The sequence below is a fragment of the Agromyces selenitireducens genome (assembly GCF_052748465.2).
Genome location: NZ_CM188259.1, coordinates 246,323 through 260,951, shown reverse-complemented (window position 1 = coordinate 260,951; position 14,629 = coordinate 246,323). Strand labels below are relative to the sequence as shown.

Here is a 14,629-nt window from a genome sequence, read left to right as displayed (position 1 = left end):
AGCGCTCTCACCATTTCGGCGAGGCGCGACCCACGAGCCCCCACCAACCACGCACACAAGGGAGTGACCGTGATGCTTTCACGACGCACCAAGGCGTTCGCGGCCGTCGCCGGCGCCGCTTCGTTCGCCCTCATCGCCACCGGCTGCGCCGCGGGCGACGACACCGCCTCAGCCGGAGACGGCGGCGAGGTCGAGCTGACCATCTCCACGTTCAACGACTTCGGCTACACCGATGAACTCCTCCAGGAGTACATGGACGAGAACCCGAACGTCACGATCGTCCACAACAAGGCCGCGACCTCCAACGACGCGCGCGCCAACTACTTCCAGAAGCTCGGCAAGACCGGCCTGGCCGACGTCGAGGCGATCGAGGTCGACTGGCTCCCCGAGGTCATGCAGTACTCCGACCTGCTCGCCGAGGTCGACGTGACCGACCGCTGGCTCGACTGGAAGGTCGACGCCGCGACCGACGCCGACGGCCGCCTCATCGGCTACGGCACCGACATCGGCCCCGAGGGCGTCTGCTACCGGTCCGACCTGTTCGCCGAGGCCGGCCTGCCCACCGACCGCGAGGAGGTCGCCGCGCTGCTCGAGGGCGACTGGGACAAGTACTTCGAGGTCGGCGCGCAGTACACCGAGGCGACCGGCAAGGCCTGGTTCGACTCGGCCGGCGGCACCTACCAGGGCATGATCAACCAGGTCGAGGCGGCCTACGAGGACCCCGAGTCGGGTGAGATCATCGCTGCAGAGAACGGCGAGGTCGAGGACCTCTACAACCAGGTGCTCGACGCCAGCGCGACGCAGTCGGCCCACCTCGGCCAGTGGAGCGACGACTGGTTCGCCGGCCTCTCCAACGGCGCCTACGCCACGATGCTCTGCCCGGGCTGGATGCTCGGCGTGATCTCGGGCAACGCGCCCGACGTCGAGGGCTGGGACATCGCCAACGTGTTCCCGAACGGCGGCGGCAACTGGGGCGGCTCGTACCTGACCGTCCCCGCCAACGGCGAGAACGTCGAAGAGGCCCAGAAGCTGGCCGACTGGCTGACCGCTCCCGAGCAGCAGATCAAGGCGTTCGAGAACGCCGGCACCTTCCCGAGCCAGACCGAGGCCTACTCCGACACGGCGCTGACGGAGTTCACCAACGAGTACTTCAACGACGCGCCCGTCGGCCAGATCCTCACGGACCGCGCCAACGCCGTCACCGTCGCCCCGTTCAAGGGCGAGTACTACTTCCAGATCAACGACGCGATGCAGCAGGCGCTGACCCGCGTCGAGGACGGCACGCAGGACAAGCAGACCTCGTGGGACCAGTGGGTCGCCGAGGTGACCGCGATCGGCTGACCCCGCAGCTGAGCGCACCGCTCGGCGGGTCGGGTCCCACCCGACCCGCCGGGCACCACCCCGCAGCTCAAGGAACGTAAGGAACCACCGTGACCTCGACCGCAACGGCCCCGCCGACTCCCGCGGACTCCGCGCCCGCGGAATCCACGGCACGCCCGCCCCGCGAGCCGCGACGCATCGCCTTCGGGCATCGCCTCAGCCGGTGGGACCTCAAGCTCTCGCCGTACCTCTACATCTCCCCCTTCTTCATCCTCTTCGCCGTCACCGGCCTGTTCCCGATCGCCTTCACCGCGGTGATCTCGTTCATGGACTGGGACCTCGTGCGCAACTCGGGCGAATTCATCGGCTTCGACCAGTACGCCTACGTGCTCGGCCAGCCGAAGTTCTGGATCGCGCTGCGCAACACGTTCAGCATCTTCCTGCTCTCGAGCGTCCCGCAGCTGCTCCTGGCGATCTTCATCGCCGCCATGCTCGACCAGAACATCCGCGCGAAGACCTTCTGGCGGATGGGCGTGCTCCTGCCCTACGTCATGGCCCCCGTCGCCGTCGCGCTCATCTTCAGCAACATGTTCGGCGACCAGTACGGCCTCGTGAACAGCATCCTCGCCGACCTCGGCGTGCCCCCCGTGCCGTGGCACAGCGACGCCTTCGCGAGCCACATCGCGATCGCCACCATGGTGAACTTCCGCTGGACCGGTTACAACACGCTGATCCTGCTCGCCGCGATGCAGGCCATCCCCCGCGACTACTACGAGGCGGCCTCGATCGACGGCGCGGGCCGGTTCCGCCAGTTCGCGTCGATCACGCTGCCCAGCCTGCGTCCCACGCTCATCTTCGTCATCATCACGTCGACGATCGGCGGCCTGCAGATCTTCGACGAGCCGCGCATGTACGACCAGTTCGGCGTCGGCGGCGCCAACTCGCAGTGGCTCACCATCACCCTCTACCTGTACGACATCGGCTGGGGACAGTGGAACTTCGGTCGCGCCGCCGCGCTCGCCTGGATCCTGTTCCTCATCATCCTCGCGATCGGCGTGGTCAACCTCCTGGTGACCCGCCGGCTCGTCCGCGACGAAGGCACGCGATCGGACCTCTCGGGCCGTGAGCGTCGAGCAGCGGCCCGAGCCGCGCGCAAGCGGATCAGCGCCGATCGCGAGGCGAGCGGCACCGCCGCCGACACGACCACGGAGGCACTCCGATGAGCACCCCGACCCCGACCCACGTCACGCCCGCTCCCGACGAGCACCCCTCGGTCACGTCGGCCATCACCGCGGCGCCCGACCGACGCGGCCGGCGCCCACGCCCCATCCGGGGCTCGCGTCCCGGCTGGTTCGTGTACGCCTCGCTCGGCGTCGTCCTCGCCGCGGCCGCCTTCCCGTTCTACTGGTCGTTCCTCATCGGATCCGGCGACTCCTCGACCATCCGCGACCCGGACATGTCCTGGATCCCGGGCGGCAACTTCCTCGCCAACGCGCTCGCGGTCGTGAACGATCCGGCGGTGAACTTCTGGCGGGCGCTGTGGAACTCGATCTACAGCTCGGCGCTCATCGCGGCATCCGTCGTCTTCTTCTCGACGCTGGCGGGCTGGGCGTTCGCCAAGCTCCGCTTCCGCGGGTCCAGATGGCTGCTCGTGTTCGTCGTCGCGACGATGGCCGTGCCCATGCAGCTCGGCGTCGTGCCGCTGTACATCCTGTTCTCCGACCTCGGCTGGACGGGCAACATCGGCGCGATCATCATCCCGGCGCTCACCAGCGCGTTCGGCGTGTTCTGGATGACGCAGTACCTGCAGCAGGCGGTGCCCGACGAGCTGATCGAGGCCGCCCGCGTCGACGGGGCCAGCTCGTTCCGCACCTTCCTCACCGTGGGACTCCCGGCCGCACGTCCCGCGGCGGCGATGCTCGGCCTGTTCACGTTCGTGACGGCCTGGAACAACTTCTTCTGGCCGTTCATCGTGCTCGACCGCAACGACCCGACCCTGCCGGTGGCGCTGTCGCTCCTGCAGTCCAACTACTTCGTCGACTACTCGATCGTCCTCGCAGGCGTCCTGCTGTCGACGATCCCCCTCCTCATCCTGTTCGTGTTCGCGGGCAAGCAGCTCGTGAGCGGCATCATGGCGGGAGCCGTGAAGGGATGACGACCGAACTCCGAGAGGGCACGCGCTCCATGCACGACCAGACCACCGTCCAGCCGTCCGCACCCGTGACGGCGGATGCCGCACCCTCGGTCTCCGCCGAGCCCGCCGCCGTCCGCCGCTTCCCCGACGGGTTCCTGCTGGGCGCCGCCGCGGCGGCCTATCAGATCGAGGGTGCCGCCCACGAGGACGGGCGCACCGACTCCATCTGGGACGCGTTCAGCCGGGTGCCCGGCGCGGTCGTCAACGCCGACAACGGCGACGTCGCCTGCGACCACTACCACCGCTACCGCGACGACGTGGCGCTCATGCGCGAGCTCGGCCTCAACGCGTACCGGTTCTCGACGTCGTGGGCGCGCGTGCGTCCCGACGGCGGTCCGGTCAACCCGAAGGGCGTCGACTTCTACTCGCGCCTCGTCGACGAGCTGCTCGAGGCGGACATCACCCCGTGGCTCACGCTCTACCACTGGGACCTCCCGCAGGCCCTCGAGGAGCAGGGCGGCTGGGCGAACCGCGACACCGCATTCCGGTTCCGCGACTACGCCCTCAGCGTGCACGACGCGCTCGGCGACCGCGTCGACATCTGGACGACGCTCAACGAGCCGTGGTGCTCGTCGTTCCTGAGCTACACCGCCGGCGCGCACGCGCCCGGGCGGCAGGACGTCGCGGCGGGGCTCGCCGCGGCCCACCACCTCATGCTCGGCCACGGCCTCGCCGTGCAGGCGCTGCGTGATCGCGACGCCTCGCTCGAGCTCGGCATCACGCTGAACCTCACGGTCGCCAAGCCGGTCGACCCGGAGAGCCCGGGCGACCTCGACGCCGCCCGCCGCATCGACGGGCAGTTCAACCGGGTGTTCCTCGACCCGATCTTCCGCGGCCACTACGCAGGCGACCTGATGGCGGATGTCGGCCACCTGGGCCTCCGCGACGTGGTGCAGCCGGGCGACCTCGAGATCATCTCGACGCCCATCGACGCGCTCGGCGTGAACTACTACCACGGCGAGTACGTCAGCGACCGCCCGGCCGCCGACCCGATCGAGGGCGAGGCGCCCACCGACCGGCCGACCCGCTCACCGTTCCCCGCCGCCGACGGCGTGCACTTCCACTCGCAGGGCCTGCCCCGCACCGGCATGGGCTGGGAGGTGCAGCCCGACGGGCTGCGCGAACTGCTCGGGCGCGTGCACCGCGAGTACACCGGCCCCGCCGGCGTACGGCTCATCGTCACCGAGAACGGCGCCGCGTACGACGACGAGGTCGCGGCCGACGGCGCCGTGCACGACGTCGAGCGCACGGAGTTCCTGCTGTCGCACCTCTCGTCGATCCTCGACGCGATCGACGAGGGCACGCCGGTGGACGGCTACTTCTACTGGTCGATCCTCGACAACTACGAGTGGGCGTGGGGCTACGACAAGCGGTTCGGCATCGTCCGCGTCGACTACGACACCCAGGAGCGCACCGTCAAGGACAGCGGCCTGGCGTACCAGCGTGTCATCCGCGACCGCGCCCTGCCCGCGGCATCCGCTCGCTGAGCGACCCGACGGACCCCCGGACCCGACGACCCGATGCCACCCGGAAATAGACTGACAGGCATGCAGGGGGTCATCGGGTCCGGGGCGCGTCCGTCGGCGCCGACGCTCGAGATGGTCGCCCGCGAGGCGAACGTCTCGCGCGCGACCGTGAGCCGTGTCGTGAACGGCTCGCCCAAGGTCTCCCCCGAGGTCGTGCGCGTCGTCAACGAGGCCATCGCGAAGCTCAACTACGTGCCCAACCGCGCCGCGCGCTCGCTCGCGAGCCGCACGTCGGGCGCGATCGCGCTCGTCGTTCCCGAGGACACGACCCGCTTCTTCGGCGACCCGTACTTCGCCGCGATCGTGCAGGGCATCACGCGTCGCCTCGACGTGAGCGAGTACCTGCTCAACCTGCTGCTGTCGACCAGCGATCCCACCCGCAAGACCCTGCGGTACCTGCGGTCGGGCGTCGTCGACGGGGCGCTCGTCGTGTCGCACCACGAGGGCGACCACTCGCTGCGCGACGCCGCGCACGAGATGCCGATGGTCTTCGGCGGCCGGCCGCCCAACATCGCCGACGACGACATCTTCGTCGACGTCGACAACGCCGAGGGCGGCATGACGGCGACCGAACGCCTGCTCGCGATCGGCCGTCGCCGCATCGGCACCATCACCGGCCCGCTCGACATGCCCGCGGCCGTCGACCGGCTCGCCGGTTTCCGTCGCGCGATGGCGACGGCCGGCCTGCCCGACGACGCCGTCGAGACCGCCGACTTCTCGGTCTCGGGTGCGGTCGACGCGACCCGCCGCCTGCTCGACCGGGTGCCCGACCTCGACGGGGTCTTCGTCGCGAGCGACCTCATGGCCACGGGCACGCTCGCGGTGCTCCGCGAGCGCGGCCGCCAGGTGCCCGGCGACATCGCCGTCGTCGGGTACGACGACAGCCCCGCCGCGACCTCCTCGGCGATCCCGCTCACGACCGTGCACCAGCCGTCGGAGGAGATGGGCTACCTCATGGCCGACCTCCTCCTGCGCCTCATCGCCGGCGAGGACGTGCCGCACCGCAACATCATGCCGACGCACCTGGTGCGGCGGGCCTCGGCGTAGGGCGTCTGCGGGTCGTCAGGCCTCGAAGCGGATGCCGGCGGCATCCGCGAACCGGCGCCGGATGACCTCGATCGCCTCGGCGTGCTCGTCGACCAGCACGAAACGGCGGCCCAGCGACCTGGCGACCGCGCCCGTCGTGCCCGAGCCCGCGAACGCGTCGAGCACCCAGTCGCCGGGTCGGCTCGACGCCTGCACGATGCGACGCAGCACGCCCTCGGGCTTCTGCGTCGGGTACCCGGTCTTCTCGCGGCCCGTCGGCGACACGATCGTGTGCCACCACACGTCGGTCGGCAGCTTGCCCGCCGCCGCCTTCTCCGGCGTGACCAGCCCCGGCGCCATGTACGGCTCGCGGTCCACCGCGGCCGAGTCGAAGAAGTACCGCTCCGGATCCTTCACGTACACGAGGATCGTGTCGTGCTTCGTCGGCCAGCGCCGCTTCGACTTGCCGCCGTAGTCATATGCCCAGATGAGCTCGTTGAGGAAGCACTCGCGCCCGAACAGCGCGTCGAGCAGCACCTTCGCGTAGTGCGCCTCGCGGTAGTCGAGGTGCAGGTAGAGCGTGCCGTCGTCGGCGAGCAGGCGCCACGCCTCCGCGAGGCGCGGTTCGAGGAACCCCCAGTAGTCGTCGAAGCGGTCGTCGTAGCGCATCAGGTCGCCGCGGATCCGCTCGTACCGCCTGCCCGAGAAGCCCGTGACGGTTCCGGATGGCGCGGTTCCCGCGTCATCCGCCACGCCCTGCCGCACGTGCCGGGTCGACCGGCGCGACTGCGGCCGCCCCGTGTTGAAGGGCGGATCGAGGTAGACGAGCGTGAAGCGCCCGTCGGGGAGGCTCGGCAGCACGTCGAGGTTGTCGGCGTGGATGACGCGGTCGGGCTCGTCGGCGGGCACCGCTCAAGTCTGCCAGCGGCGGGGCCCACCGGCCGAAGGTCCCTCCCGGCGCGGCATCCGTCGTCGTAACCTGACGCGTCTGGACCCGAACGAGCAGGAACGAGGGAACACGATGCGCGCGCTGGTGGTGTACGAGACGATCTGGGGAAACACGGGCGAACTGGCCCGGGCGATCGCCGACGGGCTGCGGTCGAGCGAGGGGGTCGACACCGTCGACGTGGTCGAGGCCGCATCCGCGCCGGGCGCCATCGACCCCGAGGTGGACCTCGTCGTGGTGGGCGGGCCGACGCACGCCTTCTCGATGACCACGGCGAAGACGCGCGAATCCGCCAGGCAGCAGGGTGCGACGGTCATCCCGGCCCGCGGCATCCGCGAATGGCTCGATGCGCTGGCCGCGCCGTCGTCGCCGGTGGCCGTCGCGACGTTCGACACGCGCACCGTGAAGCCGCGCCTGCCGGGGTCGGCGGCGAAGAAGGCGCTGAAGGTGCTGGTGTCGAAGGGATTCCGCCCGGTGGACCATGCCGTCACGTTCGGTGTGCACGGCTACTCGGGCCCGGTCGCCGACGGCGAGCTCACGCGGGCGCACGAGTGGGGCGCGACGCTGATCGACGCGTAGCGCCGTGACGGATGCCGCGGCGTCAGCGCCCGACGTCGAGGCGGATGCGCCCGCGGAACCGTTCCGGATCGTCGTCGTCGGCGTCGGCGGCCGCGTACGAGATGCCCTTGTCACCGTCGCCGGGCACGGGCGCGGGCACGGGCAGGCGGGCCTGACGGTCGACCTCGACCTGCGCCTCGTACTTGCGCGGCGCGAACACCTCGTCGCCGATCATCATGACGGCCGAGCCGCTGGGCTTGCCCCGCCTGGTCTTGTCGGACAGGTCGATCCAGCGCAGGCGCACCGCGATCGCGCCGAACGCGAGCACCGCGCCGGTAATGAGCAGTCCCATCCACCAGTCCACCCGGCGATTGTAGCGGGCTGACGACTGCTCACGTTCAGCTGTTCCCCAGCCCGTCCGCCGAGTTGCACCACGGGCGACGGATGCCGCGGCATCCGTCGAGCAGAATTCAGGAACCCAGGCCGCCGCCACCCCGGTTCGGGCGGGATTCCCCGGCGGTGACGCACCGTGAGCCCTGCCCGTTCCTGAATTCCGCAGACCGGCTCACGGTCACGGCACGCGCTGCAGCCACTCCTCCGTCGCGAACTTCGACGCGACGAGCGACTCGGCCTCGGCGAGCTCGTCGGCCGTGACCGCGCCGGGCGTCGCGCCGTACAGGTCGGCGAACGTCGCCTTGAGCCGCTCGATGACCTCGGCACGCGGCAGGCCCGTCTGCGAGCGGAGCGGGTCGACGCGCTTGGCGGCCGAGGCGATGCCCTTGTCGCTGATCTTCTCGCGCCCGATGCGGAGCACCTCGAGCATCCTGGCGTTGTCGAGGTCGTACGCCATCGTCACATGATGCAGCACGCCGCCCGAGCCGAGGCGCTTCTGCGCGGCACCGCCGATCTTGCCGGCGGGGCTCGCGATGTCGTTGAGGGGCTGGTAGGTCGCCTCGATGCCGAGCGAGCGGAGCCCCTGCAGCACCCAGTCGTCGAGGAACGCGTACGAGTCGGCGAAGCTCATGCCCTGCACGAGCTCGGCGGGCACGTACAGCGAGTAGGTGACGACGTTGCCCTTCTCCATCATCATCGCGCCGCCGCCCGAGATGCGGCGCACGACGTCGAAGCCGTAGCGGGCCGCGCCATCCGGATCGACCTCGTTCCGGACCGACTGGAACGAGCCGATCACGACCGCCGACTCCTCCCACTCCCAGAACCGCAGCGTGGGCTTCCGCCGCCCCTCGCCGACGCGGGTGGCGAGCACCTCGTCGAGCGCGAGGTGCAGGCGCGGCGGCACTGCCGGGTCGTGCACGATCTCCCACTCGTAGTCGGTCCAGGTCGCGGCATCCGTCATCGCACGCCGCACCGCGACGGCCACCGCCTCGGGCGAGAAGCCGAGCATGACCGCGTCGGGACGCAGGCCCTTGGCGATCGCCGCGGCGATCTGCTTGGCGTCGGATGCCGCGGGCAGCCCCTCGAGCGCCGCGTTCAGGTCGCCGAGCGCATCGTCGGGCTCGAGGAAGAAGTCGCCCGCGACGCGCGGGTTGCGGATCGCGCCGTCGACGACGTCGAAGTCGACCACGACGAGCTTGCCGCCGGGCACCTTGTACTCACCGTGCATGGGCTCCAGCCTACGGATGCCGCCTGCACCACCCGCCGTTCACAGGAGATTCGGCGATCTGCGGCACGTCGGTGCCGGATCTGACCGGTGAATCGCCGCTGTTCCTGTGAACCGGCGTTGCGAGGGGCGGGCGGTGGCGGAGGCGGGCGGTGGCGGAGGCGCGGGCGTAGGCTCGGCGCAGGCGCTCCCGCCCGAACGACGACATCGAGACGACGAACGGATGCCGCGATGACCACGCTCTTCCTGGCCCGCCACGGTGAGACCGTCTGGCACGCCGAGCACCGCTACGCCGGCTCGTCCGACGTGGAGCTCACCGACCACGGGCGCGTGCAGGCCGATGAGCTCGGCGAGTGGGCCACGCGCGCGCGGCTGTCGGCGATCGTCGCGTCGCCGATGCTGCGGGCGCGGGTCACGGCGAAGCCGGCGGCGGACGCCACGGGCATCGAGATCCGCCTGGACCCTCGTCTCGTCGAGATCGACTTCGGTTCCGGCGAAGGGCTGACCCCGGCCGAGCTCGACGATCGCATGCCGGCGGAGTGGGCGGCCTTCGAGCGGCATCCGGCCCGCCAGCCCATGCCCGCGGGCGAGTCGGGCGTCGAGGGCATCGCACGGGCCCTGCCGGCCCTGCTCGAGCTCGCGGACGAGTTCCCGCACGGGCGCGTGCTCGTCGTGACGCACGCGACGCTCATGCGGCTCGTGCTGTGCGAGCTGCTCGGCATCGACCCGGACCGGTACCGCGAGCTGTTCCCGGTCGTGGAGAACTGCGCGCCGACGATCCTCCGCTTCGAGGAACTCGGCGGCGGGCGCCGCGCCCGCCTGCTGGGCTTCAACATCCCGCCCCGCGCCTGACGCGGCATCCGTCTCCCGGGCGCGGCGGGCGTCTCACGACGGGGCGATCTCGATACGCGTCGCCTTCGGCGGCGCTACTCGATCCCGCAGGTCAGTCGACGGCGTAGCGCTCGTCGAGCCAGCGGACGAGGTCGGCGCGGACCTCCTCGCGGTTGATCTCGTTGAAGACCTCGTGGCGCGCCTCGTCGTACACGACGAGCGTCGCGTCGACGAGGCCCGCACGACGCACGTAGTCCTTCAGGAGCGCCTTCGCGCTGCGCTCGCCGGCGACCGGGTCGTCGGAGCCGACCATGATGAGCAGCGGCAACTCGCTCGGGATCCGCTTCGAGGGTCGGGTCATGAGCGTGAAGGACTGCGGCCAGCCGAACAGCTGCTGCAGCGTGCGGTTCGTGGTGTACGGGTCGGCCTCCCAGGCCACGGCGACGGCGGGGTCGCGGCTCAGCCACTCCACCTCGGTGCCGCCGGGTCGGGCGAAGCGCTTGTTGAGGTCGCCGATGTTCGTGTAGCCGAGTTGCAGCCAGGCGGTGCCGGTGAGCACGACGCCGTCGTAGCGCTCCGGATGCCGGTTGACGACGTGCTGCGTCATGAACGACCCCCACGAGTGGCCGAGGATCACGAACGGCACGTCGTCGCCCTCGGTCTCGCGGATGATCTCGCCGAACCGCTCGACGCCGGCGATCGCCGCGGCCATGCCGCCCGGGCCGGGCCGGCCCATGCGGTCGAGGTCGCCGCCGTGCTGCTCGAACCCGGTCTGCCCGTGGCCGCGGTGGTCGTCGGCCCACACCGAGTACCCGGCGGCGTTCAGCGCCTCGACGAGTTCGCCGTACCGGCCGATGTGCTCGCCGATGCCGTGCACGAGCTGGATGACCGCGACCGGCTCGGGGACCCGCCACGACTGGTAGTGGATGCGCACGCCGTGGGCGTCGGTGAAGGTCGGCATGCGCTCATCCTGCCATCCGTCCGGGAGATCACGACTCGCGCGTGACCTCGACCGAGACGAAGAGCTCGGACGACGACGGTCCCGCGTAGACGCCTCGCAGCGGGGTCACGTCGTCGTAGTCGCGGCCACGGCCGACGAGCACGTGGGACTCGCCCGCCTCGGCGAGGTTCGTCGGGTCGTACCCGCGCCACGACCCGGCGTACCACTCGACCCAGGCGTGCGACTCGCCGGTGACCGTCACGCCGATCGGCGCCGACGGGTCGGGGTGCAGGTAGCCGGACACGTACCGTGCGGGGATGCCGACCGAGCGCAGCGCGCCGACGGCGAGGTGCGCGATGTCCTGGCAGACGCCCTTGCGCTCGGCCCACGCCTCGCGCGCGGTCGAGTTCACGCCGGTCACGCCCATCACGTACTCGACGGCGTCGCCGACGGCGCGCGCGATCTCGAGCGCCGTCTCGCCGACGGGCATGCCCTCGGCGGCGATCGAGGCGGCGAGGGCCGCCACCTCCTGGGGCGGCTGCGTGGCATCCGTCTGCTGGGTGAACTCGACGAACGGCACGCTCGAGGCACGGATGGCGGCGAGCTCCTCCCACGTCGGCTCGGGGCCGCGCCGCGGCAGCGGCCGCACCTCGACGATGCTCGTCGCGGTCACCGACAGCTCGCGGTGCGGCGTGAGCACCTCGAACGTCGACACTCGCGTGCCCCAGTAGTCGAGGTACGCATGCTGCGTGGCGCCGGGGCGGATGTCGAGCGACGCCTGCAGCACGAACTGCTCGCCGCCCGAGTGGGGCAGCATGCGCGCCTCGTTGTACGACGCGGTCGCGGGTTCGGCGTAGTCGAACCCCGTTCGGTGGACGATGCGGAGCCGGCTCACGAGACCTCCCCGATCCAGACGGGCACGACGCTCGCCGGGAAGTAGCGCTGGCGGATCGCCTCGCTCGCGGATGAGACGGCCTCCTGCACGTGCTCCATGGACCCGGCGAGGTCGGCGAGGAGGTCGGCGATGGGACGGTACTCGAGTTCGGAGCGGATCTGCCCGAGCAGCCGCTGACCCTGGTCGGTCACGCCGACGCGTCCGGCGCGCGGGTCGATCTCGCGCAGCGATTCCTCGGCGCGGATGACGCTGGCGATGATCGACCGCGGGAACAACCGGTCGAGGAGCAGGAACTCGGCCGCCGACTGCGATGACGGCACCCCGCGGTAGCTGCGCAGGTAGGCCTCGTAGCCGCCGCAGCTGCGGAGGATCGTCGTCCAGCTGGGTCCGCTCGCCTCGGTGAGGGACCGGGTGGCGAGCAGGCGCGCGGTCATGTCGGCGCGCTCGATCGAACGTCCGAGGTGGAGGAAGTGCCAGGCCTCGTCGCGGCTCGCGGCCGAGTCGACGACGCCGACGGCGAGCGCGGCGCGGTCGCGGACCCACCTGAAGAACTCATGCGTCTTGTCGGATGCCACCTGCCGCGGCATCCGCGAGTTCGTCTGGTTGAGCGCCTCCCACAGTTCGGTCGAGACGATCTCGCGCGCGCGGCGGGCGTTCTCGCGAGCGGCGGTGATCGAGTGGGCGATCGAGGCCGGATTGAGCGGGTCGACCGCGAGGAGCGCGATGACGTCGTGGCGCGCGAAGGCGACATCGCCGTCCGGCTCACTGCCCATGACCGACAGCAGCGCGCGGCAGGCGGAGTCCTCCTCGATCCAGGGGTCCTCGAGGAGGAGTTGCAGGTGCACGTCGAGGATGCGCGCGGTGCCGTCGCTGCGCTCGATGTAGCGCCCGATCCAGAAGAGCGACTCGGCGATGCGGGAGAGCATCAGCTGACCCCCCTGTCGATCGTGCGGGTCGAGGCGCCGACGGAGTCGGCGTCCCGAGATCCATCGAACGGCCGGGTCTCGCCGCGGCCGCGGCGCGACCTCCTCGACCCCCACGAGCCCTGCTGCTGCTGCTGCTGTTGCTGCTGCTGACGGACGGGCGCGTCCTCGTCCTGCGGCGACGACTCGGGACGGTGCGGGTGGTGCGGGCTCGATGCCGCGGTCGTGCCGACGACCGGGATGGACGCGGTCGCCGGTGCCGCCTGGTCGGCGACGAGCGGGCCGACGCCGGCGCCGGCCGTGCGCGGGCCGGGGACGAGCCCCGTGATCGGCCCGGTCGTGGAGGCGTCGTCGAGCACCCAGGTGTCCTTCGAACCCCCGCCCTGGCTCGAGTTCACGATCAGCTGCCCCTCGGGAAGGGCCACACGCGTGAGCCCCCCGGGCAGCACCCACACGTCGTCGCCGTCGTTGACCGCGAACGGGCGGAGGTCGGCGTGCCGGGGGCGCATGCCGTCCTCGACGAGGGTCGGGATCGTGGACAGCTGCACGACGGGCTGCGCGATCCAGCCGCGCGGGTCCTTGCGCAGGTGTCCCCGGAGTTCGGCGAGGGTCGACTTCGAGGCATCCGGCCCCACGACGAGGCCCTTGCCGCCCGAGCCGTCGACCGGCTTCACGACGAGCTCGCCGAGCCGGTCGAGCACTTCGGCGAGCGCTTCGGGTTCCTCCAGTCGCCACGTCTGCACGTTCGGGAGGACGGGCTCCTCGCCGAGGTAGTAGCGGATGAGGTCGGGCACGTACGTGTAGACGAGCTTGTCGTCGGCGACGCCGTTGCCGACCGCGTTCGCGATGGTCACGTGCCCGAGCCGGGCCGCGAGCATCAGGCCGGGCGCGCCGAGCACGGAGTCGGGGCGGAAGTGCTGCGGGTCGAGGAACTCGTCGTCGACGCGGCGGTAGATCACGTCCACGCGGGTCGGCCCGGCCGTGGTGCGCATCCAGACCCGGCCGCCCGAGCAGAACAGGTCGCGCCCCTCGACGAGCTCGACGCCCATGAGCCGGGCGAGGAGGGTGTGCTCGTAGTACGCGGAGTTGTGGACCCCTGGCGTGAGCACGACGACGGTCGGGTCGTCGACGCCCTCGGGCGCGCTCGCGCGCAGCGCCTGCAGCAGGCGGTTCGGGTAGTCGCCCACCGGTCGCACCCGCATCGAGGTGAACAGCTCCGGCAGGGTCTGCGCCATGACGCGGCGGTTCGAGATCACGTAGGAGACGCCGCTCGGCACGCGCACGTTGTCCTCGAGCACGCGCCAGTCGCCGACCTCGTCGCGGATGACGTCGATCCCCGCGACGTGGATCCGCACGCCGTTGGCGCTCTCGATCCCGGCGGCCTGCCGGTGGTAGTGGGTCGACGAGCTGATGAGCGCCGCCGGGATGACGCCGTCGCGCACCGCCTCCTGCGGGCCGTACACGTCGTTCAGGAAGCGCTCGAGCGCGCGGACCCGCTGTGCGACGCCGGCCTCGACGACGCTCCACTCGGTCGACGAGATCACCCGCGGAACCGCGTCGAGGGGGAACGGTCGCTCCTCGCCGGCGAAGTCGAAGGTGACGCCCTGGGCGAGGTAGGAGCTCGCGAGCGCCTCGGTGCGCCCGCGCAGCTCGTCCTGCGACATGCGGGCGAGCGCGGGGTACAGCTCCCGGTAGGGCTCGCGGACGCTCACCGCGTCGGCGGGGAACATCTCGTCCCACGGCCTGGCCCGGGCTCGCGCGCGCGGCCGCGTGGCCGCGTACCCGTCGAAGATGCTGCCCATGTCCAGAGGGTCGCAGTCGGGGGTTTCGGGGGTGTTTCCGGCGTGGGTCC

The 14,629-nt window shown here is 71.2% G+C and carries 14 protein-coding genes; 7 read left to right on the top strand and 7 right to left on the bottom strand.

Annotated elements, in window-relative coordinates; all coding sequences use genetic code 11:
- Nucleotides 1-72 precede the first annotated feature (72 nt).
- The 5 genes from ACULK4_RS01265 to ACULK4_RS01245 all read left to right on the top strand — a co-directional run bounded on the left by ACULK4_RS01265 (nt 73) and on the right by ACULK4_RS01245 (nt 6,087).
- Nucleotides 73-1,341: an ABC transporter substrate-binding protein gene (locus ACULK4_RS01265; RefSeq protein ID WP_445964155.1), complete on the top strand. Its 1,269-nt coding sequence runs from the start codon at nt 73-75 to the stop codon at nt 1,339-1,341.
- An 89-nt stretch (nt 1,342-1,430) separates the two neighbouring features.
- Nucleotides 1,431-2,543, top strand: a complete 1,113-nt coding sequence (locus ACULK4_RS01260; protein WP_445964113.1) for a carbohydrate ABC transporter permease — start codon at nt 1,431-1,433, stop codon at nt 2,541-2,543.
- On the top strand, nt 2,540-3,475 hold the full coding sequence (locus ACULK4_RS01255; protein WP_445964112.1) for a carbohydrate ABC transporter permease: 936 nt from the start codon (nt 2,540-2,542) through the stop codon (nt 3,473-3,475). Before ACULK4_RS01260 ends, ACULK4_RS01255 begins: the two co-directional genes overlap by 4 nt.
- Entirely contained in the window at nt 3,472-5,001 is a 1,530-nt protein-coding gene (locus tag ACULK4_RS01250; protein ID WP_445964111.1) for a GH1 family beta-glucosidase, read from the top strand. The genes ACULK4_RS01255 and ACULK4_RS01250 overlap by 4 nt, the downstream gene beginning before the upstream one ends.
- A gap of 60 nt (nt 5,002-5,061) precedes the next feature.
- Nucleotides 5,062-6,087 (top strand): LacI family DNA-binding transcriptional regulator, encoded by a 1,026-nt coding sequence (locus ACULK4_RS01245; protein ID WP_445964110.1) that lies wholly within the window; start codon nt 5,062-5,064, stop codon nt 6,085-6,087.
- A 15-nt stretch (nt 6,088-6,102) separates the two neighbouring features.
- Here the strand turns inward: ACULK4_RS01245 and ACULK4_RS01240 are convergent, their stop codons facing one another.
- Nucleotides 6,103-6,975: a DNA-methyltransferase gene (locus ACULK4_RS01240; protein ID WP_445964109.1), complete on the bottom strand. Its 873-nt coding sequence runs from the start codon at nt 6,973-6,975 to the stop codon at nt 6,103-6,105.
- A 112-nt stretch (nt 6,976-7,087) separates the two neighbouring features.
- Here ACULK4_RS01240 and ACULK4_RS01235 point away from each other — a divergent pair, with 112 nt between their 5' ends.
- Nucleotides 7,088-7,591: a flavodoxin family protein gene (locus ACULK4_RS01235; protein WP_445964108.1), complete on the top strand. Its 504-nt coding sequence runs from the start codon at nt 7,088-7,090 to the stop codon at nt 7,589-7,591.
- Nucleotides 7,592-7,613: 22 nt separating this feature from the next.
- Here ACULK4_RS01235 and ACULK4_RS01230 read toward each other — a convergent pair whose 3' ends face one another.
- Both ACULK4_RS01230 and lplAB read right to left on the bottom strand, forming a co-directional pair.
- Complete coding sequence (locus tag ACULK4_RS01230) at nt 7,614-7,934, bottom strand: hypothetical protein (RefSeq protein ID WP_445964107.1); 321 nt, start codon at nt 7,932-7,934, stop codon at nt 7,614-7,616.
- 207 nt (nt 7,935-8,141) lie between these two features.
- Complete coding sequence (lplAB, locus tag ACULK4_RS01225) at nt 8,142-9,191, bottom strand: lipoate-protein ligase LplAB (protein ID WP_445964106.1); 1,050 nt, start codon at nt 9,189-9,191, stop codon at nt 8,142-8,144.
- Between the two features lie 228 nt (nt 9,192-9,419).
- On the opposite strand from lplAB, the gene ACULK4_RS01220 reads away from it, so the two are divergent.
- Nucleotides 9,420-10,040, top strand: a complete 621-nt coding sequence (locus tag ACULK4_RS01220) for a histidine phosphatase family protein (RefSeq protein WP_445964105.1) — start codon at nt 9,420-9,422, stop codon at nt 10,038-10,040.
- Between the two features lie 91 nt (nt 10,041-10,131).
- On the opposite strand, the gene ACULK4_RS01215 is transcribed toward ACULK4_RS01220, so the two are convergent.
- Genes ACULK4_RS01215 through ACULK4_RS01200 form a run of 4 tightly spaced genes read right to left on the bottom strand, consistent with a single transcriptional unit; the run spans nt 10,132 to nt 14,579 of the window.
- Nucleotides 10,132-10,980, bottom strand: a complete 849-nt coding sequence (locus ACULK4_RS01215) for an alpha/beta fold hydrolase (protein ID WP_445964104.1) — start codon at nt 10,978-10,980, stop codon at nt 10,132-10,134.
- 28 nt (nt 10,981-11,008) lie between these two features.
- Nucleotides 11,009-11,854, bottom strand: a complete 846-nt coding sequence (locus ACULK4_RS01210) for a transglutaminase family protein (RefSeq protein ID WP_445964103.1) — start codon at nt 11,852-11,854, stop codon at nt 11,009-11,011.
- On the bottom strand, nt 11,851-12,780 hold the full coding sequence (locus ACULK4_RS01205) for an alpha-E domain-containing protein (protein WP_445964102.1): 930 nt from the start codon (nt 12,778-12,780) through the stop codon (nt 11,851-11,853). Before ACULK4_RS01205 ends, ACULK4_RS01210 begins: the two co-directional genes overlap by 4 nt.
- The gene (locus tag ACULK4_RS01200; protein ID WP_445964101.1) at nt 12,780-14,579 is read right to left on the bottom strand and encodes a circularly permuted type 2 ATP-grasp protein; all 1,800 of its coding nucleotides are present in this window, start codon (nt 14,577-14,579) and stop codon (nt 12,780-12,782) included. The genes ACULK4_RS01205 and ACULK4_RS01200 overlap by 1 nt, the downstream gene beginning before the upstream one ends.
- Between the last annotated feature and the right edge of the window lie 50 nt (nt 14,580-14,629).